At 30.0% G+C, this 24778-nt stretch carries 28 protein-coding genes; 14 read left to right on the top strand and 14 right to left on the bottom strand.

Annotated features, from left to right (window positions below; genetic code table 11):
* Positions 1-24: 24 nt before the first annotated feature.
* The gene (locus H0I29_RS18065) at positions 25-486 is read right to left on the bottom strand and encodes an Lrp/AsnC family transcriptional regulator (RefSeq protein WP_218730897.1); all 462 of its coding nucleotides are present in this window, start codon (positions 484-486) and stop codon (positions 25-27) included.
* A 170-nt stretch (positions 487-656) separates the two neighbouring features.
* On the opposite strand from H0I29_RS18065, the gene H0I29_RS18070 reads away from it, so the two are divergent.
* Together H0I29_RS18070 and kbl are read left to right on the top strand one after the other, a co-directional pair.
* The gene (locus H0I29_RS18070) at positions 657-1619 is read left to right on the top strand and encodes an NAD-dependent epimerase/dehydratase family protein (RefSeq protein WP_218753882.1); all 963 of its coding nucleotides are present in this window, start codon (positions 657-659) and stop codon (positions 1617-1619) included.
* A 4-nt stretch (positions 1620-1623) separates the two neighbouring features.
* Entirely contained in the window at positions 1624-2811 is a 1188-nt protein-coding gene (gene kbl / locus H0I29_RS18075; RefSeq protein ID WP_218753884.1) for a glycine C-acetyltransferase, read from the top strand.
* 184 nt (positions 2812-2995) lie between these two features.
* On the opposite strand, the gene H0I29_RS18080 is transcribed toward kbl, so the two are convergent.
* The 3 genes from H0I29_RS18080 to dnaA form a co-directional block, all read right to left on the bottom strand.
* Entirely contained in the window at positions 2996-3700 is a 705-nt protein-coding gene (locus H0I29_RS18080) for an SAM-dependent methyltransferase (protein ID WP_218730900.1), read from the bottom strand.
* Between the two features lie 118 nt (positions 3701-3818).
* The gene (locus tag H0I29_RS18085) at positions 3819-4271 is read right to left on the bottom strand and encodes a low molecular weight protein-tyrosine-phosphatase (protein WP_218730901.1); all 453 of its coding nucleotides are present in this window, start codon (positions 4269-4271) and stop codon (positions 3819-3821) included.
* A 95-nt stretch (positions 4272-4366) separates the two neighbouring features.
* The gene (gene dnaA / locus H0I29_RS18090) at positions 4367-5794 is read right to left on the bottom strand and encodes a chromosomal replication initiator protein DnaA (RefSeq protein WP_218730902.1); all 1428 of its coding nucleotides are present in this window, start codon (positions 5792-5794) and stop codon (positions 4367-4369) included.
* 170 nt (positions 5795-5964) lie between these two features.
* Here dnaA and H0I29_RS18095 point away from each other — a divergent pair, with 170 nt between their 5' ends.
* A complete protein-coding gene (locus H0I29_RS18095; RefSeq protein WP_165733534.1) occupies positions 5965-6363 on the top strand; it encodes a thioesterase family protein in 399 nt (132 codons plus the stop codon).
* A gap of 36 nt (positions 6364-6399) precedes the next feature.
* Here H0I29_RS18095 and H0I29_RS18100 read toward each other — a convergent pair whose 3' ends face one another.
* From H0I29_RS18100 to H0I29_RS18120, 5 genes are read right to left on the bottom strand one after another with little or no spacing between them, the layout of a single operon-like run.
* Positions 6400-7008, bottom strand: coding sequence for a YigZ family protein (locus H0I29_RS18100; RefSeq protein ID WP_218753886.1), 609 nt, complete (start codon positions 7006-7008; stop codon positions 6400-6402).
* Between the two features lies 1 nt (position 7009).
* Positions 7010-7873 carry an EamA family transporter gene (locus H0I29_RS18105; RefSeq protein ID WP_218730904.1) on the bottom strand — a complete coding sequence of 288 codons (864 nt, stop codon included), beginning with the start codon at positions 7871-7873 and terminating at the stop codon, positions 7010-7012.
* A complete protein-coding gene (locus H0I29_RS18110) occupies positions 7870-8481 on the bottom strand; it encodes an HAD-IA family hydrolase (RefSeq protein ID WP_218753887.1) in 612 nt (203 codons plus the stop codon). The genes H0I29_RS18105 and H0I29_RS18110 overlap by 4 nt, the downstream gene beginning before the upstream one ends.
* A complete protein-coding gene (gene ribD / locus H0I29_RS18115; protein ID WP_218753889.1) occupies positions 8474-9520 on the bottom strand; it encodes a bifunctional diaminohydroxyphosphoribosylaminopyrimidine deaminase/5-amino-6-(5-phosphoribosylamino)uracil reductase RibD in 1047 nt (348 codons plus the stop codon). Before ribD ends, H0I29_RS18110 begins: the two co-directional genes overlap by 8 nt.
* A gap of 6 nt (positions 9521-9526) precedes the next feature.
* Positions 9527-9985 carry an LEA type 2 family protein gene (locus H0I29_RS18120; protein ID WP_218753891.1) on the bottom strand — a complete coding sequence of 153 codons (459 nt, stop codon included), beginning with the start codon at positions 9983-9985 and terminating at the stop codon, positions 9527-9529.
* Between the two features lie 52 nt (positions 9986-10037).
* Between H0I29_RS18120 and H0I29_RS18125 the strand changes: the two genes are divergently transcribed.
* The 3 genes from H0I29_RS18125 to prmC are packed head-to-tail and all read left to right on the top strand — an operon-like array spanning position 10038 to position 12828.
* Positions 10038-10529, top strand: coding sequence for a GNAT family N-acetyltransferase (locus tag H0I29_RS18125; protein WP_218753893.1), 492 nt, complete (start codon positions 10038-10040; stop codon positions 10527-10529).
* Positions 10530-10532: 3 nt separating this feature from the next.
* Positions 10533-11957 (top strand): cardiolipin synthase, encoded by a 1425-nt coding sequence (gene cls / locus H0I29_RS18130; RefSeq protein ID WP_254712667.1) that lies wholly within the window; start codon positions 10533-10535, stop codon positions 11955-11957.
* Between the two features lie 7 nt (positions 11958-11964).
* On the top strand, positions 11965-12828 hold the full coding sequence (gene prmC, locus H0I29_RS18135) for a peptide chain release factor N(5)-glutamine methyltransferase (protein WP_218753895.1): 864 nt from the start codon (positions 11965-11967) through the stop codon (positions 12826-12828).
* On the opposite strand, the gene H0I29_RS18140 is transcribed toward prmC, so the two are convergent.
* Entirely contained in the window at positions 12825-13661 is an 837-nt protein-coding gene (locus H0I29_RS18140) for a TIGR00266 family protein (protein WP_218753897.1), read from the bottom strand. The genes prmC and H0I29_RS18140 overlap by 4 nt on opposite strands.
* Before the next feature lie 284 nt (positions 13662-13945).
* Between H0I29_RS18140 and H0I29_RS18145 the strand changes: the two genes are divergently transcribed.
* Positions 13946-14092: a hypothetical protein gene (locus tag H0I29_RS18145; RefSeq protein WP_165733542.1), complete on the top strand. Its 147-nt coding sequence runs from the start codon at positions 13946-13948 to the stop codon at positions 14090-14092.
* A 1-nt stretch (position 14093) separates the two neighbouring features.
* On the opposite strand, the gene H0I29_RS18150 is transcribed toward H0I29_RS18145, so the two are convergent.
* On the bottom strand, positions 14094-14549 hold the full coding sequence (locus tag H0I29_RS18150; RefSeq protein WP_218753899.1) for a DUF4442 domain-containing protein: 456 nt from the start codon (positions 14547-14549) through the stop codon (positions 14094-14096).
* A 223-nt stretch (positions 14550-14772) separates the two neighbouring features.
* On the opposite strand from H0I29_RS18150, the gene H0I29_RS18155 reads away from it, so the two are divergent.
* The 5 genes from H0I29_RS18155 to H0I29_RS18175 all read left to right on the top strand — a co-directional run bounded on the left by H0I29_RS18155 (position 14773) and on the right by H0I29_RS18175 (position 18618).
* A complete protein-coding gene (locus H0I29_RS18155) occupies positions 14773-15207 on the top strand; it encodes a DUF4870 domain-containing protein (protein WP_218753901.1) in 435 nt (144 codons plus the stop codon).
* 19 nt (positions 15208-15226) lie between these two features.
* Positions 15227-15571, top strand: coding sequence for a PadR family transcriptional regulator (locus H0I29_RS18160; RefSeq protein WP_165733545.1), 345 nt, complete (start codon positions 15227-15229; stop codon positions 15569-15571).
* Positions 15564-17243, top strand: a complete 1680-nt coding sequence (locus H0I29_RS18165) for a PspC domain-containing protein (protein WP_218753903.1) — start codon at positions 15564-15566, stop codon at positions 17241-17243. The genes H0I29_RS18160 and H0I29_RS18165 overlap by 8 nt, the downstream gene beginning before the upstream one ends.
* A gap of 94 nt (positions 17244-17337) precedes the next feature.
* Complete coding sequence (locus tag H0I29_RS18170; protein WP_218730915.1) at positions 17338-18063, top strand: head GIN domain-containing protein; 726 nt, start codon at positions 17338-17340, stop codon at positions 18061-18063.
* A 30-nt stretch (positions 18064-18093) separates the two neighbouring features.
* Positions 18094-18618, top strand: coding sequence for a nuclear transport factor 2 family protein (locus H0I29_RS18175; protein ID WP_218753905.1), 525 nt, complete (start codon positions 18094-18096; stop codon positions 18616-18618).
* 110 nt (positions 18619-18728) lie between these two features.
* Here H0I29_RS18175 and H0I29_RS18180 read toward each other — a convergent pair whose 3' ends face one another.
* From H0I29_RS18180 to H0I29_RS18190, 3 genes are all read right to left on the bottom strand, one after another.
* Positions 18729-19493: a DUF6503 family protein gene (locus H0I29_RS18180; protein ID WP_218753907.1), complete on the bottom strand. Its 765-nt coding sequence runs from the start codon at positions 19491-19493 to the stop codon at positions 18729-18731.
* Between the two features lie 37 nt (positions 19494-19530).
* Complete coding sequence (locus tag H0I29_RS18185; protein ID WP_218753909.1) at positions 19531-20298, bottom strand: DUF6503 family protein; 768 nt, start codon at positions 20296-20298, stop codon at positions 19531-19533.
* Positions 20299-20532: 234 nt separating this feature from the next.
* Positions 20533-22299 carry an ABC transporter ATP-binding protein gene (locus tag H0I29_RS18190; protein ID WP_218753911.1) on the bottom strand — a complete coding sequence of 589 codons (1767 nt, stop codon included), beginning with the start codon at positions 22297-22299 and terminating at the stop codon, positions 20533-20535.
* Positions 22300-22693: 394 nt separating this feature from the next.
* On the opposite strand from H0I29_RS18190, the gene H0I29_RS18195 reads away from it, so the two are divergent.
* Together H0I29_RS18195 and accC are read left to right on the top strand one after the other, a co-directional pair.
* Positions 22694-23179 carry an acetyl-CoA carboxylase biotin carboxyl carrier protein subunit gene (locus tag H0I29_RS18195; protein ID WP_218753913.1) on the top strand — a complete coding sequence of 162 codons (486 nt, stop codon included), beginning with the start codon at positions 22694-22696 and terminating at the stop codon, positions 23177-23179.
* Between the two features lie 71 nt (positions 23180-23250).
* Complete coding sequence (gene accC / locus H0I29_RS18200; RefSeq protein WP_218753915.1) at positions 23251-24708, top strand: acetyl-CoA carboxylase biotin carboxylase subunit; 1458 nt, start codon at positions 23251-23253, stop codon at positions 24706-24708.
* Positions 24709-24778: the final 70 nt, after the last annotated feature.

Here is a 24778-nt window from a genome sequence, read left to right on the forward strand (position 1 = left end):
CAGCTCTTAATAATACTATTATTTTTATATACAATAACCCGTGGTACGAGTTATTTCTTTTAAAACAAAATAACTTTCTAAGACACCAATATTCTCGATTTTAGAAAGTTTTAGTCTTACAAACTCATGATATTCATTAAGGCTGCCTAAGTTAATTTTCAAAAAAAAGTCAACCTTACCAGCCATATGGTAACATTCTTGTACTTCTTTTAAACCTTTAATTTGCTTTTCAAATTTATCTATAAAGCCTTCATCGTGGTATCTTAATGACACCATACAAATTGCTGTAATAGGAATATTTAGAAGGTCTTTATTTATAAGTGCGACGTACTTTTTAATATACCCACGTTTTTCTAATCTTCTAACACGCTCATATACGGGAGAAGGAGTTAGATTAAGCATCTCTGCAACTTCTTTTGTTGTTTTTTTAGAATCTTCTTGAAGAATTCTTAAAATATTTAAATCTGTTTCGTCTATTTTTTCCATATAAAGATAAAATCACTTGTTAGTGGCCTACATCGCCCTATGTAAAAGTATTTAAAATTTTAATACTGATTAAATAAAGATAAAAATACTTATTTTTAAATTAAACCAAGTGAAATTAACTTTATAATTAATCAAATATTTAATTTTATCCTTTCAAAATTTTATTAAAAATGGATAAAGAAATTATTTTAATAACAGGATCTAGTGGTCAATTAGGCACTGTTTTAGCTGAAAAATTACAAGAAAAATACGGGGTTAAAAATATAATAGCAACAGATCTAAGAGTAAATCCAACATTTAATGGGGTCTTTGAAACTCTAGATGTTACAGATTTTAATGCTATAGAAACAATTGTATTAAAATATAAAATTACTCAAATATACCATTTAGCAGCTATTTTGTCTGCAAATGGAGAAAAACATCCATTAAGTACTTGGGACTTAAACATGAAAACTTTTTTTAATGTTTTAGAAGTATCTAGAATTCATAAAATAAGTAAAGTATTTTTCCCTAGCTCAATTGCCGTTTTTGGGAATAATATAGAACGTTTAAATACTCCTCAATCTTCCAATTTAACACCTTCTACGGTATACGGAATTAGTAAAGCTGCAGGAGAAAATTGGGGAAAATACTATTTTGATAAATATGGATTAGATGTACGATCATTAAGATATCCTGGTGTTATTGGTTATCAATCTTTACCAGGTGGAGGTACAACTGATTATGCAGTAGATATTTTTCATAAGGCTGTTAATAATGAGAATTATGAGTGTTTTTTAAATGCAGACACTACGTTGCCAATGATTTATATGGATGATGCTATAAGAGCCACCTTAGAATTAATGGAAGCTCCAAAAGATAAAATAACAGTAAGAACGTCGTATAACATTTCTGGTTTAAGCTTTAACCCAAATCAACTAGAAACTTGTATTAAAGAAAAATATACTGATTTTAAAGTAACTTATTCACCAGATTTTAGACAAGAAATAGCAAATTCTTGGCCAATGAGTATAGATGATCTGGATGCAAGAAAAGATTGGCAATGGAAACCAAAATTTAATATCAAGTCTTTAACAAAAGTGATGTTAAAAAACTTAGAACTTAAATATAATAATAACCTTATAAATTCATAATACCATGTACGGCACTATAAAAAACGATTTAAAAAAAGAATTAGAAACCATAAAATCTAATGGTCTTTTTAAAAGCGAACGTATATTGACTTCTAAACAAGGAGCAAATATTAGCACAGTTAACCAAGACAATGTTCTTAATTTTTGTGCCAATAATTATTTAGGATTAGCATCACACCCAGACGTACTAGAAGCAGGAATCAATGCTATAAAAACACATGGTTTTGGTCTTTCTTCTGTTCGATTTATTTGTGGAACACAAGATATTCATAAAGAATTGGAAGAAAAAACTGCCGCTTTTTTAGGAATGGAAGACTGTATTTTATATGCTGCTGCTTTTGATGCAAATGGAGGGTTATTTGAACCTTTACTTTCTGCTGAAGACGCTGTTATTTCTGACGCCTTAAACCACGCCTCTATTATTGATGGTATTCGTCTTTGTAAAGCAAAAAGATTTAGATATTCTCATAACAACATGGCAGATCTAGAAGAACAATTAAAACAAGCTAGCTCATCTAGACGTAGATTAATTGTTACAGATGGTTCATTTTCTATGGATGGAACCATAGCTCAATTAGATAAAATTTGTGATTTAGCAGACAAATATGATGCTTTAGTAATGATTGATGAATGCCATTCTACTGGTTTTATTGGTGCAACCGGAAGAGGTGTACATGAATACCACAATGTAATGGATAGAGTAGATATTATTACCGGAACTTATGGTAAAGCTTTAGGTGGTGCATCTGGTGGTTTTACAGCAGCAAGAAAAGAAATAGTTGCTATTTTAAGACAAAACTCTCGACCTTATTTATTTTCAAACACGTTGGCTCCTGCAATTGTTGGTGCTACACTAAAGGTATTAGATAAAATAACAAAATCTACAGATTTACGAGATACACTAGAGCAGAACACCATGTATTTTAGATCTGAAATGACAACGGCTGGTTTTAACATTGTAGAAGGTACACACCCAATTGTACCAATAATGCTTTATGACGCTAAAATTGCTCAAGAATTTGCAAAACTCTTGCTAGATGAAGGTATTTACGTTATTGGTTTCTTCTTCCCTGTTGTACCCAAAGGAAAAGCAAGAATTAGAGTCCAATTGTCTGCTGCACATTCTAAAGAACAAATCAAAAAAGCAATTGAAGCTTTTGTAACAGTTGGAAAAAAATTAAACGTTATTTAATATAACTAAGCAATAAGTCTAAATACATATTTATTTCATTTTTAGACTTCAAAAAAAAACACTTAATAATCTATAGATTATTAAGTGTTTTTTTTTGAAGTATCTATTATAATATTCACATCACAAAGCCTTTAATAAAACTTTAGTCTAAATAGAGTAATGTACTATAGTTAATATAATTAGACTACTTGTGAATAATAAAAATAGCTGGTTTCTTATGTAAGTCTGGCTGTTGATGTTTCCAGTCTTTAATCATCATGGTTTTAATATATTCTGACGGCAAAGTAATATCTGCCGCAATACATAAATTGGTAGTTGGCGATAAAGTTGCTTTTAAATCTGCCAACATTTTATCATTTCGATAAGGTGTCTCTATAAAAATTTGAGATTGATTTTTATCTTGAGAAATTCTCTCCAAATCTTTTATCGTTTTTTTTCTATCCGATTTATCAATAGGCAAATACCCGTTAAAAGCAAAGTTCTGTCCATTCATACCAGAACTCATCATTGCCATGATAATAGACGATGGTCCAACTAAAGGAATTACACGAATATTATTTTCATGTGCTAACTTAACAATACTTGCACCGGGATCTGCAATTGCAGGCACACCAGCTTCAGACAATAACCCAACATTAACTCCTTCTTTACAAACATCTAAATATCTAGACGTTTCTAATTCTTCAGCATATTTGTCTAACAACATTAATTGAAGTGAAGGCTGAGATTTTTTAGGTGAGATTTTCTTAATAAATCTTCTTGCTGATTTTTCATTTTCAACAATATAGTAATCAATCTGTTCAACTACTTTCTTAACTGATAAAGGCATTACTTCTAAAGGTTCAGTTTCTCCTAAAGTAGTGGGGATTAAATAGAGTTTACCAATCATTTTTTATATTTTAGATACAGTTTTCACGATTTTATACAAACTAAAAACGTAGAAATAATATTTTATTTTTTTTTGATACTTATAATACAGACTCACACTGATAAGGTGCATCCTTTTTTTAAGACAAATTACCGGCAATAATATCACAGGCTTCATCTAACATCTTATACACATTTTTAAAACCTTCATTTCCTCCATAATATGGATCTGGAACGCTTAAATTTTTAGTAGGATGTGTTTCATTTAAAATCATTCGTACTTTTTGCTCATCAGTATTATTTCTGGCTAATGAGAGTATGTTTTGATAATTGCTATCATCCATCGCAAAAATAATATCAAATTCGTCAAAATCTTTTACAACAAATTTTCTTGCTCTTTGCCTAGTAATATCTATTCCGTGTTTTTGGGCAACTTCTATAGAGCGTTCATCCGGAAGTTTACCTATATGATATGCAGCAGTGCCTGCAGAATCTACAGAAACAATATTAGAATTTACTTTAGATTGTAAAATTCCTTCTGCTAAGGGAGAACGACATATATTCCCTAAACAAACCATCAATATTTTTTGCATAAAAATAATTTTTGATAAAAATAAGAAACAATTACGCTCTTAAAAAATTTAAGAGCGTAAAATTAAATATCAATAAGTTTTTTGAAGTTCTCTTTTTAGAAAGTCAGCTTTTTAGTTAAATCTTCTACGTATTTTTTAAACTGCTTATCCGTTTCCGTTAAGTTGTCTACCGTTTTACAAGCATGTAATACGGTTGCATGATCTCTTTGCCCAATTTGATTACCAATACTTGCCAATGAAGTTTTTGTTAATCTCTTAGCAAAAAACATCGCTAATTGACGCGCTTGTACAATATGACGTTTACGAGTTTTAGATTGTAAAGTAGCTACATCCATATCAAAATATTTAGAAACTTCTTTCTGAATATAATCTATAGAAACTTCTTTCTTTGTGTTTTTTACAAACTTATCTACAATTTGTTTTGCTAATTCTACAGAAAATTCTTTTCTGTTAAAAGAAGCTTGTGCAATCATAGAAATAACAACACCTTCTAATTCTCTAACGTTAGATTTTATATTTTTAGCAATATATTCTACAATATCTTCTGGCATTTCTACACCATCTCTGTATAATTTATTTTGTAAAATAGAAATTCTAGTCTCATAATCTGGTGCTTGTAACTCAGCAGATAATCCCCATTTAAAACGAGATAATAAACGTTGTTCTATATCTTGCATATCTACAGGTGCTTTATCTGAAGTTAAAATAACCTGTTTTCCATTTTGATGTAAATGGTTAAAAATATGGAAGAATACATCTTGTGTACCAGCTTTACCTGATAAGAATTGTACGTCATCAATAATTAACACATCTACCATTTGATAGAAATGAATAAAATCATTTCTTGTATTCGATTTTACAGAATCTATAAACTGTTGTGTAAATTTTTCTGAAGAAATATATAAAACAGTTTTATCTGGATATTTATCCTTGATATCCACACCAATAGCGTGCGCCAAATGTGTTTTACCTAATCCGACACCACCATACACTAATAATGGATTAAAAGAGGTTCCTCCGGGCTTATTTGCCACTGCCATACCTGCAGAACGAGCCAATCTATTAGAATCGCCTTCTATAAAATTTGCAAAACTATAATTAGGGTTTAATTGAGATTCTATTTTTACTTTTTGTAATCCTGGAATTACAAAAGGATTTCTTAATTCTCTTTTATTAGACTCTAAAGGAACAGTTACTCTTTGCGGCTTTAAAGGATCTCTATTAGAACTTGGAATTTTAACAATTTGCGGCCTATTACTGCTATAATTGTTTTCCATTTTTACATCGTAAATCAATTTGGCATCGTTACCTAATTGTTTTACCAATGCAACACGTAATAATTTGATATAGTGCTCTTCTAACCATTCGTAAAAAAATTTACTAGGCACCTGAATAGTCAACGCTTCGCCAGAAAGTTTTACCGGTTTTATTGGCTCGAACCAAGTTTTATATGCTTGCGGTTTTATGTTATCTTTTATAAAAGACAAACATTCATCCCAAACTGAGTCAGCATTTACAATCATTTAATTTTAGCGATTTTTTGTGTTATAATTAGGGTTTAAAAAGGGCTTATGATGCCTTTTTTAAGGTGGTACAAAAATGTGAATAAAATTCAGTATAAAAAAATCAATTTGCTATTGATTATTAACTATTTTTTACGTAGAATACACAAAACACTAATTAATTATATCACTTGAAAAAATCTATAACAAAAACTAGAATCCGATATTCCGAAACGGATCAAATGGGGGTTGTGTATCACGGTAATTACGCGCAATTTTTTGAACTAGGACGTACCGAATGGATGCGTTCTTTAGGGGTTACATACAAAGATATGGAATTAAGTGGGATAATGCTTCCTGTTATTTCTATAAATTTTAAATTTATAAAATCGGCCTTGTATGATGATGTTTTAACCATAAAAACCATATTGAAAAAGAAGCCCATGGTTAAAATTGAGTTTGATTATGAAATTGTAAATCAAAATGACGAACTCATTTGTACAGGAAGTTCTGTTTTAGCTTTTATGAATTCTAAAACGATGAAACCAACTCGCTGCCCTGATCATTTATTAAAAGGTTTGGGATATTAATTTTTTAAACAAAGAAAACTTTCTTGAACTAAAATATTACTCTAATTTTTTAATATCAACTTTATATAAAGTATCAAAAATAGTATAAATTGCTTGTGCATCTTTTTTTCTTATAGAAATGGTGTACTCGCAATTCATTTCTAATTTTTGATTGGTAATGTCAATATTTTTCTCTTTGATAACTCTTTGTACGGCATTCATCATATCGTATTCAAAAGTTAACTTATAATAAATATTGATGGTTTTTTCTAAAATATCAGCAGCTTCTAAACTAATTTGTGCTGACGTTTTATACGCAGAAATTAAACCACCAACACCCAATTTTGTTCCTCCGAAATAACGGACAGAAACAATTAAAATATTGGTTACTTCAAAAGATTGTATTTGACCATAAATAGGTAAACCTGCAGAATTATTAGGTTCTCCATCATCATTTGCTCTAAATTTTATGTTTTCAATACCCAATTGATAGGCATAACAAAAATGACGTGCAGCATGATGTTGCTTTCTTAACTCTTCTAAATGTTCTTTTACATCTTCTTCTGATAAAACAGGAAAAACATATCCAAAAAACTTAGATCCTTTTTCTTTAAAAAGGGTTTCTTCAGATGGTTTTTCTATTGTTTTATAAACGTCTTCTAACATATTAAGCAATGGTTACTAAGACAATTCCTATAATTGCCAAAGCAACTCCTATTTTATTTTTTAAACTAAATTTTTCTTTAAACAACAATAACCCAACCAAGGTTGATACTACTACAACAGACACATTATTAATTGTAAATAAAGTAGAACTTTCAAAACCTGATGTTTGCATCGCTTTAATTAAAAATACAATTGTAAAATAATTAGGAACTCCCAAAACAATACCTGCAATTATATTTTTAAAACCAAATGGTTCTCTCTTTTGAAGCGTTTTTATCAATAAAATAAGTAATCCAAAAAAAGCAGCAAAACCAAATAAACTCCCAGAAAAAAGGGAGGTTTCATTATTTTGAACAAAATTTACTTCAACATATTTAAGTGTCGTATCAATTATACCTGAACCGAAAAAAAGTAATATTGGAAACACTAATCCGGCTTTATTCAAAGTACTTTTTTCTTCTTTTACAGAGGCTAAATAAACAGATAATAAGGCAATTAAAATACCAATAACTTTAAAGTAAGTAACCGATTCATCATATAAAATAATGCCAAAAACCACTGGAATAACTACAGACATTTTTCCTGCAACTGAAGCTACTGAAACTCCATTTTGTTGTGCTGTATTTGCCATTACAAAAAATACTGAAACAAATAAAGCTCCTAAGATTATAGCACCAAAAAACCAAGGTTTCTGAGGTATTTCATTAAAAGAAAATGTAATTTCAGACAAACCGAAGCCTAAACAAAAGGCCACTAAATAATTTACAACAATTGCTTTTAAAGTGTCAATTTTATAAATATCGAAATATTTAAATATGACAAACAATAAGGTTGAAAAAAGAATGCTGAAAATTAAATAAATCAAAATAAATTTTCCTTTTTTGTAAATAATTCCGTTACCTCTTCTTCTCCCGGAATTAAATTCCAAGTATGAATGCCTAAGGTATTTGCAGAAACTGTATTTTCTTTAGTATCATCTATAAAAAGTGTTTCCTCCGCTATTAAGTTATTCTCATTCAACACAAATTCATAAATATTAACATTTGGTTTTCTTAAATGAATTTCATGCGTTAAATAAAATTGTTCGAAACAGATTTTAAAGGAATTGTAGAACTCACTTCCAACATTATTTTGAATCCAAGAAATATGCAAATCGTTGGTATTACTCAATAAAAATAATCTGTATTTTTTACTTTCTGCTAATTCCTGAATAAACTTTAATCGGTTTTTTGGAAAATCTAACAGAATAGAATTCCAAGCTTTTACTAATTTTTCTTTTGAAACATTGAACTTAGCTTCAAAAAAAGCAACAAACTCTTCTGTAGAAATTAAGCCCATTTCGTACTCGTTCAAAATTGGTAAATTGACTTCTGCTTCTTGCGAAATCCCTAAGTCCAGTAATTCTTTTGCAAAACGTTTTTTATCTAGGTTGATAAAAATATCGCCAAAATCGAAAATGATGTTTTTAATCATTTGTATATATTTTTAAAACATCTGTTTTGATGTTTATTTCTTCTTTAACTACTTTCTTAAAAACAGGTGCCTTCACTCCTACTTTAAAAGTGGTTTCCCCTACAAAAAGCCTCGCTTCATCCCAGAGATTTTCATCTATAAAAGTTTGTAAAGTCTGCGTACCTCCTTCTATAATTACAGATTGAATTTGGTGCTTTTGTAAAACATTGCAAACTTGTTTTGCTAGATTATGAGAGAAATCTATGGTTTCAAGAATTAGTTCTCGACTACTCTCGAACAGATATTCTTCTTTTTCTGTAATGATAATCGTCTTTACACTTCCGTCTAAAACACTACTATTTTCCGGAATTCTTAAAGTACGATCTAAAACAATTCTAACAGGATTTTGACCAGTCCAACTCCTAACATTTAATTTAGGATTGTCTGCAAAAACCGTATTTGTTCCTACTAAAATTCCATGTTCTTGTGCTCGCCATTTGTGGACTAACTGCTGAGAATATGGGTTAGAAATCCAAACTGGTTTCTGCTCATCTTTTGTTAAAGGAGCAACAAATCCGTCTTTAGTTTGTGCCCATTTTAAAATAATATAAGGTCTTTTTTTATTCTGAACCGTAAAAAAACGATTGTGATGTTCTTTACACTCATCTTCTAAAACGCCAACAATTACATTAATCCCTGCATTTATAAGACGTTCAATTCCTTTACCAGCAACCAAACTATTAGAATCTACACAACCAACAACAACATTCTTCAGTTGATGTTTTACAATTAAATCTGCACAAGGTGGCGTTTTACCAAAATGAGAACAAGGTTCTAAAGTTACGTAGATCGTTGCCTCTTTTAAAAGTACTTTGTCTTTTACGGCATTAATTGCATTTACTTCTGCATGATTACCACCATAAGCAGATGTAAAACCTTCGCCAATAATTTTATTTTGATATACTACAACTGCCCCCACAGAAGGATTAGGACGCGAAACGCCTACCCCATTTTTGGCTATTTGTAAGCAACGTTTTATGTATAATTTGTGATCTATCACTAACAATTAAAATTTGATTTCCTGAATTTGATCTATCGGATATACACTAGAATACCCGAAAACCTTGTATTTTAAATCTCCTGTAAATTGCACTTTTATAGATTTATTTAAAAATGAATTTAGCAGACCTCCTAAGATTCCGTTTTTGTTATTATCAAAGACTTTTTTAGCAGGAATTACCACCATTAAAGGTATAGAAAACTCCTTTCTTGCTGGTACTTCAAATTCATCTGAAGAAACCTGTGCAACTTCTGCACCGTTTACAATCACCTTAATTTCATCCGTAGAAATAATACCACCAACATCATTTGGGTTTTCAAAAAAAGCTGATGCTTTTAAACGAATAGTATCTCCCTTAAAAGAGGTTACCTTTACATTATCTACCTTTATAAAAACAGGTTTTTCCCTTACAGAACAACTTGTAATGAATGTAAAGAAAAGTACAAAATATATAAGGTTTTTCATGTTCAATATTTAAAAAAAAAGGTAAATTGCTCTTGCAAAAATACAGTAATAAATGAAAAGTACAGATTTTATCATTAGAGAAATTCAATCTAAAGACAATGCACAAATGGCAACTGTAATTAGAGAGGTTCTTTTAGAAATGGGTGCACCAAAAATTGGTACTGCCTACGAAGACAAAGCTACTGATAAAATGTTTGAAAACTTTGAAAAACCAACCTCATTTTATTATGTTGTAGAGCATAATAACAAGGTAGTTGGAGGCGCAGGAATTGCACAATTAGATAATTTTGAAGGCAATACGTGCGAGCTTCAAAAAATGTATTTTTTACCGATAACACGAGGAAAAGGTTTGGGTTCTAAATTAATAAATACTTGCTTAGAAAAAGCAAAAACAATTGGTTTTGAAAACTGTTATTTAGAAACTATGCCTTATATGAATGCTGCACAAGCATTGTACAAAAGGAATGGTTTTGTAAATCTTGACAAACCTATGGGAAATACCGGACATTATTCTTGCCCTGTTTGGATGCTTAAAAAATTATAAAAATTGATATATACTATTCTCTTATCGATACACCTTGTACTATTTAGTTGGGCTTTTTACAATATTTTATATTTTGGCGTAAAACCTTCTAAATCTTTAAGCTGGATTTTAATTACACTCTTATTTCCTTTTATGGGGGTTTTTGCTTTTATTTTATTCGGCATTAATAGAAGAAAAATAAAATACTTTGAACTTAAAGAGACTAAAAAAAGGAAAGATTACATTGAAAAGAATCGCAAAAATGAAAAAAATAAAAATGTAGCTGTACTTAAGAGTCACAAAGCTTCTAAAATATCTAATCTAATTTTTAATAACACAAACTTACCGCTACAATTAAATAATGATGTTGTAGTCTTAAAAAGTGGAAAAGAAACTTTTGAAGCACTTTTTAAAGCTATTAAGAATGCTAAATCATTTATCCATTTACAATATTACATTATTGAAAATGGCGAAATTCTCAACAATATTATTAACTTATTAGAGCAAAAACGAAAAGAAAATGTAGAAGTCCGTATTTTATACGATTCTATAGGAAGCTTTCCCTTAAACAAAAAAACCATACAACACCTAAAAAAAATAGGTGTAAAAATATATCCAGAAACTCCTTTTAAATTTGGAAGTTTTCTTTTTTCTTTAAATTATAGAAATCATAGAAAAATTGCAATTATAGATAATGAAATTGGTTTTACAGGTGGCGTAAATATTTCTGATGAATATATTACAAAAGACACCGATTTAGGTATTTGGCAAGATGCACATGTACAAATATCTGGTTGTGCAGTCGCTAATTTACACGATACTTTTTTAAAAGATTATTACTACGCAACAGATATAGATTTAAGTCAGAAAGAAAAATACAATACGGTTTGTAACGCAGAAGGAAACACTACAATACAAATTGTTTCTAGCGGTCCAGATTACAAACAACCTGTTGTAATGCAACAATATTTGAGCCTTATTAATTTAGCAGAAAAGAGTATTTGTGTATTAAACCCATATTTTATACCTACTTACTCTATATTAGAATCGTTTAAAATTGCAGCTTTAAGCGGTGTAAAAGTAACTTTATTATTGCCTAAAGTTACCGATTCTAATATAGCTACCTATAGTATGTATTCTTATTTTGAGGGTTTATTAAAAGCCGGAGTAGATATTTATTTAAGGGACGATTTCTCGCACAGTAAAGTTATATTTATTGATGATGAGATTGCCTCTATCGGTTCTACCAATTTTGATTGCAGAAGCTTTGAACATAACTATGAATTAAATGCTTTAATTTTTGATGAAGAAATTACTTCAGAAATATCAAAAGAATTCAATGAAAGAAAAAATTTAGCCACCAAAATAACTCTAGAAGATTTCTTAAACAGATCTAACAAACAAAAAACACTTGAACGTCTTGCTAGATTTTTAAGCCCCTTATTATAAATTATCTATGACACTTCAAAATTTTCGTGTTTTTTTTAACAGTGAATTATCAACGATGTATCCAAAAACAGAAATTGATTCTTTCTTTTTTATGTTGATAGAACTAAAACTGAACCTACAAAGAATCGATACCGTTTTAAAACCAGACTTTTTAATTGATGAAAGTATTTTATCAGAATTAAAAAATATTGTAAAAAGACTTCAAAAAGAAGAACCTATTCAGTATATTTTAGGAGAAACTGAGTTTTATAGTTTACCATTTTTAGTAGATGAAAATACCTTAATACCAAGACCGGAAACAGAAGAACTAGTAGAATGGGTTATCAATGAAATTCAAGAAATAAGAAGTAAAAATCAAGACAATAAATTAAATATTCTTGATGTAGGAACAGGTACAGGTTGCATTCCTATTTCTTTGGCTAAGAACTTAAATAACGTTTCTATTTCTGCTATAGATGTTTCTTTAGAAGCTTTAAAAAAAGCAAAGCAAAATGCAATTTTAAATAAAGTAGACATTACTTTCTTAGAAATAGATATTTTAAAAGCTAAAGAATTGCCTAAAAAATATGACTTCATAATTTCTAATCCTCCTTATGTTAGAGAATTAGAAAAGATAGAAATAAACAATAATGTATTACAAAACGAACCACATCTTGCCCTTTTTGTTGATGACGAAAACCCACTAATTTTCTATAAAAAAATTGCAGATTTAGCAAAACAAGACCTTACTAAAAACGGATTGTTATTTTTTGAAATCAATCAATATTTAGGAAAAGAAACCGTAGATATGCTACACCAAAAAGGATTTAAAAACATAGAGTTAAAAAAAGATTTTTCTGGAAATGACAGAATGATAAAAGCTACATATTAAAATCGATTATCACCATCTAATAAATCTCCTATTCCACCTAAAACACTTCCTTCTCCTCGCTTTCCACTTCCTGTTCTTGGCGCCATTGACAAAACTCGTCCTGCCAATCTACTAAAAGGTAAAGATTGAATATACACAGTTCCTGGCCCTTTTAAAGAAGCAAAAAACAATCCTTCACCTCCAAAAACAGTATTTTTAATACCACCAACAAACTCAATGTCATAATCTACATCTTGAGTAAAACCAACAATACACCCCGTATCTACCTTTAAAACTTCACCAGGTTGTAATACTTTTTTCGCCATGGTTCCTCCTGCATGAATAAAACTTAAACCATCTCCCTCTAATTTTTGCATAATAAAACCTTCTCCACCAAACAAACCTCTCCCTAATTTTTTAGAAAACTCTATTCCAATAGAAACACCTTTTGCTGCACAAAGAAATGCATCTTTTTGGCAGATAAACTTCCCTCCAAATTCTGTTAAATCAATCGGAATAATTTTACCAGGATACGGAGACGCAAATGAAATTTGTTTTTTTCCAAAGCCATCATTGGTAAAAACAGTCATAAATAAACTTTCGCCAGTTAAAATTCTTTTTCCTGCTGAAAATATCTTTCCTAATAAGCCCGTTTCTTGATTAGAACCATCACCTAAAATAGTATTCATTTTAATATTGTCATCCATCATCATAAAAGTACCTGCTTCTGCAACGACTCCTTCTTGCGGATCTAACTCAATTTCTACAAACTGCATTTCTTCTCCAAAGATTTTATAATCAATCTCGTGAGCATTTCTATTGTTTGAGTTTTGTGGAATTTTATCTTGAAACATAATTCAATTTTTAAGGTTAATACATTAATTAGAAGATTTTAAAGGGTATTTGTTACACCAAAAAACTATTTTTTTAAATTTAGTGAATTTTACTTCAATCTAAATAAGTACATTTTTTTGATACATTACTTCTTATGAAAGGTTTATGTAAAGAACCTTTTAAATTTTTGTTAATAAAGCCAAAACAGCCGTTTTCTAATTATTTATAAGTAGAAAAAGCCATATTTTTGCAGTGATAAAAAGAAAAACTATATTTAATACACGAATTAAAAAATAAAAAAATTATGAAATATTTATCTCCAGAAATAGAAGCTTTATCTAAAAAATTTGAAGTAACAAAATCTTTAGCGCGTACAAATGTATCTTGTGGTATTTTTCAAGAATGTGATTATAACGAAGAAAGACCAGAACTATATAAAGGTAAAGAATAAACTACTTTTTCACTCTTAAACTCCAATGGAATTGAAATCTAGAAACCACTACTCCATCTTTATTTTTTCCTTCGGATGTTAAAACAATAACCTGCCCTTCTCCAGTTTTAATAGATTCTTGAATTGCTTCTCGAATTTCATTTCCTCCTTTACAAGAAAAAAGAATTCTTCCCGTAGCTTTTTTAAAGAACTGCGCTTCTTGCTGGGTCACCAACATAGATACTTTTACCTTAGAATCGTCTATTGCCTTCATTACCAAAACACCTGTTGGCATTTCTGCCGCCATGCCTTGTGCAGCCCAAAACATACTTCTAAACGGATTCTGATTCATCCATCTGTATTTTATAGAAACCACCACTTCTGTATCTGTAATAGTGCGCACTCTTACGCCTCCTAAATATGCTAAAGGCAATTTTACAAGGTTAAAAAGATTGACTTTTCTTGGAGTAAATTTCATTTTATATATTTAATTAATTTTAAAAACTACTATTAAAGTTGACAAGGTAGTTAAAATAAATGAAACCAAAACCCAATAATAACAACGGATACAAGACTTTTTAATAGCTTTTTTAACCAAAAATAAAAATGTTAAAAAAATGTTAAATACAGTACTATGTATTGCATAATACCTTTTTAAAGATATATATTTGCATAAGAAAGTATTATATAGTTTATAAATCATGAAACAAAACAACGAAAACACCAATGCCTTTTTAATACATATTTCTGCTTTCGCAGGATTTATATTTCCTTTTGGTAATATAATTACACCATTAATTGCATGGCAAACGTTAAAAGACAGAAGTACCTTTTTAGACGAACATGGTAAAGAAGCAATCAACTTTAATATTAGTTATTCTTTGTATATTTTTATATTGACCTTAACTTTTATTCCTGTTTTTATTGGATCTATTTTTAGAAACTTCGATAATTTTAACAACTTTAATCATATTAATATCAATTTTGAGACTTCTAATTTATTCGGTGTTTTTGGTATTGCATCTCTTGCAGGAATTGTAGGCATCATTAAAATTGCATTGATAATTATAGCTGCATTAAAAGCGAAAGAAGGAGAAAATTATAAATATCCTTTCACTATAAAATTTATTAAATAATCATTTAAAACCACAATAAATGAAAATAGAAAATACAAAAGCACAAATGCGAAAAGGTGTTTTAGAGTATTGTATTTTATCCATTCTAAAAAATGGAGATGCCTATACTTCTGAAATTCTTTCCACATTAAAAAGTGCAGAAATGATTGTGGTTGAAGGCACCATATATCCGTTATTAACACGCTTAAAAAACGCAGGTTTGTTAACCTACAGATGGGAAGAATCAACCTCTGGACCACCAAGAAAATATTATGTTTTAACAGAAAACGGAGGCATGTTTATAAAAGAACTAGATAAAACATGGAGTAATTTAGTAAACGCAGTAAACCAAGTAATCAGCAAAAAACCAACTACCAATGAATAAGACAATCAACATAAATTTAGGCGGGTTTTTCTTCCACATAGATGAAGTTGCCTATCAGAAATTAAAGCGATACCTAGAATCTATTTCTAGATCGTTGAGCGATGATCCGCAAGGAAAAAATGAAATCATTGCAGATATAGAAGCACGTATTAGCGAATTGTTATCAGAAAAAATAACAGATGCAAGACAGGTTATTAATGAAGGTGATATAGAAGATATCATTAAAATTATGGGACAACCAGAAGATTACGCTAGCGCTGAAGAAGAATATAGTGACGCAAACTATTCATATACTAGAAATAACACTACCGGAAAAAAATTATTTAGAGATGGTGATGATAAATTTTTAGGAGGAGTTGCTTCTGGTATTGCACATTATTTTGATGTAGATACTATCTGGATTCGTCTTGGTTTGTTAGCCCTTTTCTTTGGAGCTGGTTTTGGAGTGATCTTATACATTATCCTTTGGATTTTGTTGCCAGAAGCTAAAACGACGGCAGAGAAATTACAAATGGAAGGAGAGCCTGTAAACATCGATAATATCGAAAAAAAGATTCGTGAAGAGTTTAATAATGTTTCAGAAAATGTAACCGAATTTGCAAATAAAGCTTCAGAAAAATTTAAAGATGGCGCTAATGAGTTTTCAGAAAAAATGAATCAGACTTTTTCGGGAAAGCCTCAAAAAAATAATGGATTACAAGATTTCATCAACACCATAGGCAAGATTATTCTTGTATTCTTTAAAGTGATTGGGAAATTTATTGGAATTCTACTAGTGTTTATTGCTGGTGCGGTTATTTTATCACTAATCATTGGTGGGTTTTCAGTAGGAAGTTTAGAGATTTTAAATGTGAACGGAGAGTTTTTACAATATCCGCCATTTTTCTATGATGCAATTTTACCAAAGTGGGTATTAACACTTGCAGCATTTTTATTAATTGGTATTCCGTTTTTAATCTTATTTGTTTTAGGGTTGCGCATATTATCGAGCAGTGTAAAAAAAATTAGCAAACCAACTTCATTAACACTTTTAGGTATTTGGGTAATGGCTTTATTAACCATGATTTTTACAGGAATAGAATACGGAACCTCTCATGTAAATGACGGTCAGTTTGTAAAGAAAACAGCTTTAAATAGTATGGAAAATGATACCATCAATTTAAAAATGATCAATGATGATGAAATTTACTACAGACACAATTTAAGAAGAAATTCTAGTAAACAGCAAGTTGAAATAGATGGAATAAACAAATTATATTCTAATAATATTAATGTTGATGTTAAAAAAAGTAATTCTAATGAAGCATATATAATTCTTCAAAAAGAGTCTTCTGGAAAAACCAGATACAATGCAAACTGGAATGCTGAAAGAATTGAATATAAATATGAAATTATCAATAATACGATTGTTTTAGATGCTTATTATTTATCAAACTTTAAAAATATATGGAAAGATGAAGAAGTTAATATCACAGTTTATATTCAAGAAGGAAACACCATTTATTTTGATCATTCAGTAAAAAACTTTTTAGACGATGTAAAAAATGAAACTGATATTTATGACAAAGACATGGTTAATCATCATTTTAAAATGACCGATAAATCCTTACAATGTACAGATTGTGAAGTAGAATTAGAAGATACTAAAATTATTGAAGAGGAAGTTAATTAATACAATTCAACCATAAAAAACAACAATTGAGTAACCATCCTTTGATTTTAAGCGTCTATTAAAAGACATTTACAATATAATTAAAACCAAACACATGAAAAATTCAGTATCAAAAATTATTGCAATTCTATTTATAACTACTCTTTTTACATCTTGTAGTATAGACATGATGAATAGAGTTAACGGAGATAAAAATGTAATTACAAAAACCAGAAAAATTGCAGATCAATTTACGGGAATAAAAGTAAGTACAGGTTTAGATGTCTACATAACTCAAGGCTCTAAAAATAAAGTTACCGTAGAAGCTGATGAAAATTTACACGATATTATTATTACGGAAGTTGAAAATGGCATATTAAAAGTATATGCTGATAAAGGAATCTGGAGAGCAGCAGCCAAAAAGGTACATGTTACCATTAAAGATTTAACGCTTTTAACAGCCACAAGCGGAAGTGATGTTTACGGAAAAGATGTTATAAATACCGATGAAATTTCTATCTCAGCTACAAGTGGTGCAGATATTAATATTAAAGTAAACGCAACAAGTGTAGAAACAAATTCTACAAGCGGATCTGATATTCATATTTCTGGAAATACGATAAATCATGCTTCTAATGCAACAAGCGGAAGTTCTATTGATGCATATGATTTAGAAAGTGAAAATACTATAGCAAAAGTAACAAGTGGAGCTGATATTAATATTTATGCTTCAAAAAAATTAGAAGCAAGAGCAACAAGTGGTGGCGATATTGATTTTAAAGGAAACCCAAAAACAATTGATAAAAAAACAACTTCTGGCGGAAGTATTTCTAAGAAATAAGCAACCTTAACAAATTAAGCAACCAAAACTATGGACTCTTTTTTAGAACCTTTTAGAAAATCAATTTTAATAAAAGTAGTACTGTTTTTAGCAATGTTGTTTTACAACTTTGTTTTAAACGCTCAGGTTGATACAAATTCAAACTTGTTTAAAACATTAAAATCAAAAGATAGTATTTTATTTGAAAGAGCGTTTAACAATTGTGAAATCGAAAAACTAAGCCCAATTATAGCTGATAATTTTGAATTTTATCATGACGTTGGAGGTATCCAAAATAAAGAACAATTTATTGATATTATAAAAAAGAACCTATGTACCAACCCAGGAAATAACACCAGACAATTAGTTGCTAATTCTTTAGAAGTACATCAATTAAACAATAATGGCGTTATTTATGGGGCTATTCAAAAAGGAAAACACACGTTTCAAGAAAAACAAAAAGGTGTATTAAAAACTGTTGGAATTGCAGATTTTACACACCTTTGGATTTTAGAAAACAAAATTTGGAAATTAAAAAGGGTGCTGAGTTTTAATCACCAACCGTATTCCGAATAACAATTTATTAGAAAGCTAACTTCTAATATTTATACTAATACTTGGTTTTATTAGTTTACTTGGTAAGTCGTCGTTTTTAAAAAAACGACGCTTACTTTTTTATGCTAAAACTATTTTACACGTTTTTCGAAAAATGAATCTGCTAAATTAACAGGACTTACCAAAGCCAATTTAAAATCTACAATTTTAGTTGTTGGTATATATAGATCTTTTTCAACTTTAGAATACCAAGTAATTTGTTTTGGTAAAATAAAACCACTTACGTTTTCCCAAGAATTATACCTTATCATTTTATATTTATCAACAGGAGCTTTAGATTTAAAGGTTACTGTATACGCTAACCATTCCATTTTAAAGGTTTCTGGATTATAATACACAATATAATTATCATCTGGAGAAGTACCTACATTTGCTCTATAAGAAATTTTATAACCAGGATAATTGACTCCTTCAAATACAAAATCATCTACTTTCTCATAAGTAATTCCGTCATCCGCCAAGACAAAAGGCATGGCATAAAAATAAAAATATAAGTTGTAATAAAAAGCAGGATCTCTTTTTAAACTACCTTCAACCTCTTCTAAAGACCAAATTTCATTTCCATCAAAACCTAATGAATATTTTGGTGATTTTACAATAATCTTACGAGAATGTAAATCGGAAATATGAACCTCATCTTCCTTATTAAAAGACAATACTTGTACTTTTCTCCATGCGTCAATACCACCGTGGGCCTCAAAAACTTTTCCTAATTCTGTTGGAAATGTTTCTTCTTGCTCCTCTACTTTCTTTATTTCTGATTTAACCTCTTTTTTAGGTTCACTTTTGCATGAAATTGCAATTACAACTATTAACAATAAAATTATTTTTTTCATCCTCTAAATTTTATAAATTATCTAGTTGCAAATATATTTACTTTACAGGCTTAGAAAAAAATGAATCTGTTAAATCATTTTTATTGATTGATGCATCTGTAAACACAGTCGCAGGTTTCGCTGGTTCTTTTGGCACACCATTTTCATCTTTTTTATACCAAGTAATTTCTGATGGTAAAATCAATCCGTTTACATTATTCCATTTACCATATTTAATGATATTGAATTTATCGCTTGGTTTTTTAGACATAAATGTTGCGGTATATGCCAACCATTCCATTTGATGTGTTTCTGCGTTAAAATACAACTTGTAATTATCGTCTGGAGAACTTCCCATATCTGACTTGAAAGACATTTTATAACCAGGATAATCTACACCATCAAAAGTTAAAGGTGCTATTTTTTCATACGTAATTCCTTCATCAGCTAATACAAAAGGCATTGCATAAAAGTAAAAGAATAAATTGTGATAAAAAGCAGGATTTCCTTTAAAAGTTCCTTTTTCTGCCTCGTCTAACCAAACATTTTTTCCGTCGAAACCAACAGCATAATTGGGTGCATTAATTACATTTATACGAGATTGTAAATCAATCGTATGTACTTCCTCTCCTTTTTTAAAGGATAAAACCTCTGCATTTCTCCAAGCATCAATTCCTCCATGAGCTTCAAAAACTTTTCCTAATTCTTCTGGGAAAGTTTCTTTTTTAACTTCAACTTGTTTTACAGATTCTTTAACCTCTTTTTTAGGTTCATTCTTACAAGAAATTGCAATGACTACAATTAACAATAAAAGTACTTTTTTCATAATTCGATTATATATTTAAATTCGATAGTTTAAAAAGTCGGTTTTATTATATTTCTTTACAAAAGGAGTGGAATTTAAATGTTAAATTAAAAATGAATAGGTAATTTTATAAACTACACACCCTTCAATTTTAGCAAAATGTCAGGTTAAGCGCAGTGGAAACCTATTTTAACTTTAAATAATTCTAGACTACGCTCGAACAAACAGTAGAATTGTTATCCACTGATTTCTGTCTTATATTTTAGATTGATAGGTATACAAATCATAATACCTGCCTTGTTTAGCAATCAATTCATCATGCGTACCTCTTTCTGCAATACTTCCTGCTTCAATAACTAAAATCTGATCTGCTTTTTTAATAGTACTCAACCTATGTGCAATCACAATCGTTGTTCTATCTTTCACCAATTTAGACAAACTTTTCTGAATTAAAGACTCACTTTCGGTATCTAAACTAGAAGTTGCTTCATCTAAAATAATAATTTTTGGATCTGCTAAAATAGCTCTTGCAATTGCCAAACGCTGACGCTGACCGCCAGAAAGCTTTACACCTCTTTCTCCAATTAAAGTATCTAAACCATCATCAAAACGATCTGTAAACTCATTTACATATGCCGCCTTTACGGCATTTTGTAATTCCTCTTCAGTAGCATCTGGTCTAGGAAATAGTATGTTTTGTCTAATGCTACCTTCAAACAAAAATTCGTCTTGTAAAACAACACCTAAATACTTACGATAACTAGATAGTTTCACTTTAGACATGTCTTGATTATCAATAGTAATAGTACCAGATTCAGGATTTAAAAATGTTGCTGATAGACCTGCAATGGTAGATTTACCTGAACCAGAACTCCCTACCAAAGCAGTTACAGAACCAGCAGGAACTTTAAAGTTGATATTATTAATCACCTTCTTTCCTTCTTCGTAAGAGAAAGAAACATCGTCAAAATTAATTTCTCCTTGTAGATCTTCTAAAACAACCGTTCTTTCTTCATCATCTTCTTCCGCAGCCATATTCATTAACTCTTCCGTTCTGTCTAAACCTGCCAAAGCTTCTGTTAATTGACTACCAATATTACTCATTTGTACAATTGGCGCTACCATAAAAGCTAACAAAAATGTAAACTGAATAAAATCACCAAAAGTCATGGTACCTTGTATCATATAATACCCACCAATTCCCATCACTCCAGTAGTTGCTAAACCAATTAAAAGGGTTGATGAACTTGTCATGATAGCAGTTGCCGTCATACTTTTCTTTACATTCTGATAAATATTATCAACACCTTCCTCAAAAATTTTGCTTTCTTGTTCTTCTGCATTAAAGGCTTTTATCACCCTAATTCCGCCTAACGTTTCCGTTAAACGTCCTTTTACTTCTGCATTAATTTTTCCCCTTGCTCTAAAAATCGGTCGAATGTATTTGAAAGATTTTAAAGCTATAATTCCGAAAATAGATAAAGGCACAAAGGTAAAAACCGTCATCCAAACATTCATTCTTAACAAAATAACCAAGGTTAAAATTGCCGTAAATGAACCTCCAATTAATTGTACCAAACCTGTACCAATTAAGTTTCTAACCCCTTCTACATCACTCATGATTCTAGAAACCAAGGCACCAGATTTTGTATTATCGAAAAAACTGATAGGCAAAGACAAAACTTTCTTTTGTACTTGTGCTCTTAATTCTGATATTAAATATTGCGCCTGAATACTCAAAACTTTTGTCAATAAAAAAGAAGTAATTGCTTGTACTAAAATTGCCCCAATAACAATAAAAATTAAGTTGTATAAATGACTGTAATCTTTATTAGGAATTACCTCATCCATCAAAACTTTACTTTGCATGGGTAGCACAAAACCAGATAAACTTCTAATAATTATTAATATTAAACCTAAAAACACCAAGTTTCTTCTTGGCCAAATAATGGTTTTAAAAGCTTGTTTTAAGGTTACTTTGGGTTTGGTTTTATCTTTTTTGGATTCTTTATAATGTTGCATCGTTTGTTTTAAAATGTAAGTACAAATGTATTGTCAATTTATATGCCATAGAAAAGAAGTCTGACATATTTGCAAAGTTACATTTTTCATTTCAATGTTATCTTTTAGGGCGTTCCCAAAGGGTCGGGCTATTCGCTAAATCTTTTTTACAAAAAAGTAAAAAAGGATACCACTACTATCCCTTACGCAAAGACAAACTACATATAATTAAATTTCACTTCGCTTATGAAGCCGTATTACCCAATCTTAAACATAAAAAAACAATAGAAAAACACCAATAATATATTCTTACTTCTCTTAGAATAACTATATTAAATTAGCAACATTTAGATAAACCACTTAAAAAGAAAGCTTTAAAAAACATATATTTACAATCATTAAATTATAAAAAAGGATGAAACATGCTTATCAAGTAAAAGTAAACGATACTTTCGATTTTAAAATTGACGAACAAGCTGTAAAAAAACTAGACACTTTACAAGTTTCAGATTCCGAATTTCATGTGCTAGATAATCATCTATCGTACAAAACTGAAATTATAAATGCCAATTTTTATGAAAAATCGTATTCCGTAAAAGTGAATAACACGGTTTATCGTATGAACATTCATGATGAATTAGATACCCTTATTAAAGAAATGGGATTCGAAATTGGCATCACAAAAGAAGTCAACGAAATTAAAGCACCTATGCCCGGTTTAATATTAGAAATTAATATTCAAGTTGGTTCGGAAGTAAAAGAAGATGACACTCTTTTAATTTTAGAAGCCATGAAAATGGAAAACGCATTAACATCTCCAAGAGCAGGAATTATAAAAACAATTTCTGTTATAAAAGGAGAAACTGTAGATAAAAATCAACTTTTAATAGCATTTGAATAAACAGAAAAAATCCTACAAGGTTTTTACAAACCCAATAACCATCTTCCGAAATAAAAAAACATAAATTTTATATGAAAAAAATTTTAATAGCAAACAGAGGAGAAATCGCCATTCGTGTTATTCGAACCGCTAAAAAAATGGGTATAAAAACAGTTGCTGTGTATTCTACTATAGATAGAAATGCACCTCACGTTCGGTTTGCAGACGAAGCTGTTTTAATTGGTGAAGCACCTTCCAATCAATCTTATTTATTAGGTAATAAAATTATTGAAGTTGCTAAAAACCTAAACGTAGATGCCATTCATCCTGGTTATGGTTTTTTATCTGAAAATGCCCATTTTGCAGAAGCCTGCGAAAAGAATAACATCGTTTTTATTGGTCCAAAATCTAAAGCCATTAAAATAATGGGAAGTAAATTGGCAGCAAAAGAGGCTGTAAAAGCATATAATATTCCGATGGTTCCTGGTACAGAAGAAGCCATTACAGACATTCCGAAAGCTAAAATAATAGCGAAAGAAATCGGATTTCCAATTCTAATTAAAGCATCCGCCGGTGGCGGAGGAAAAGGAATGCGTGTGGTAGAAAACGAAATGGAATTCGAATCGCAGATGCAAAGAGCCATCAGCGAAGCTATAAATGCTTTTGGTGATGGGGCTGTTTTTATAGAAAAATATGTTACCTCACCTAGACATATCGAAATCCAAATTATGGCAGATACACACGGAAATGTGGTGCATCTTTTTGAACGTGAATGTAGCATTCAACGTCGTCATCAAAAAGTAATTGAAGAAGCTCCTTCTGCTATTTTAACCCCAGAATTACGCTCAAAGATGGGAGAAGCAGCCATTAAAGTTGCAAAATCTTGTGATTATGTTGGTGCTGGTACGGTTGAGTTTTTGCTAGATGATCATCATAATTTCTATTTTCTAGAAATGAATACGCGTTTGCAAGTAGAACATCCGGTTACGGAACTCATTACAAATACCGATTTGGTAGAATTACAAATTCGTGTGGCTCGAGGCGAAGTATTACCTATCACACAAGAAAACTTAAAAATTAACGGACACGCTTTAGAGTTACGTGTCTATGCAGAAGATCCTTTAAATGATTTTTTACCAAGTGTGGGAAATTTAGAGGTTTACAAATTACCAGAAGGTAAAAACATTCGTGTGGATAATGGTTTTGAACAAGGCATGGACATTCCCATTTATTACGATCCCATGTTATCAAAATTAATCACCTACGGAAAAACAAGAGAAGAAGCTATTGAATTGATGATTACCGCTATTCAGAACTATCAGATTGAAGGAATTGAAACCACTTTACCTTTCGGAAGTTTTGTGTGTGAACATGATGCTTTTCGTTCTGGAAATTTCAATACACATTTTGTTAAAAAGCATTATTCTCCAGAAGCTTTAATAAACAAGCAACAACAAGAAGCAAAAATTGCAGCACTTATTGCTGTAAAAAAGTATTTAGAAGATCAAAAATTATTAAGAATACCTGTTTCTAGTAGCAGTATTCAGTAGCAGTCTTAAAAAAATAAAATTTAGACATATAAATTAATACTTAATAAAAAAGAAATTCAAAAAAAGTCAA

Origin of the sequence: Polaribacter sp. R2A056_3_33 (assembly GCF_019278485.1) — a bacterium.
Taxonomy (GTDB): Bacteria; Bacteroidota; Bacteroidia; order Flavobacteriales; family Flavobacteriaceae; genus Polaribacter.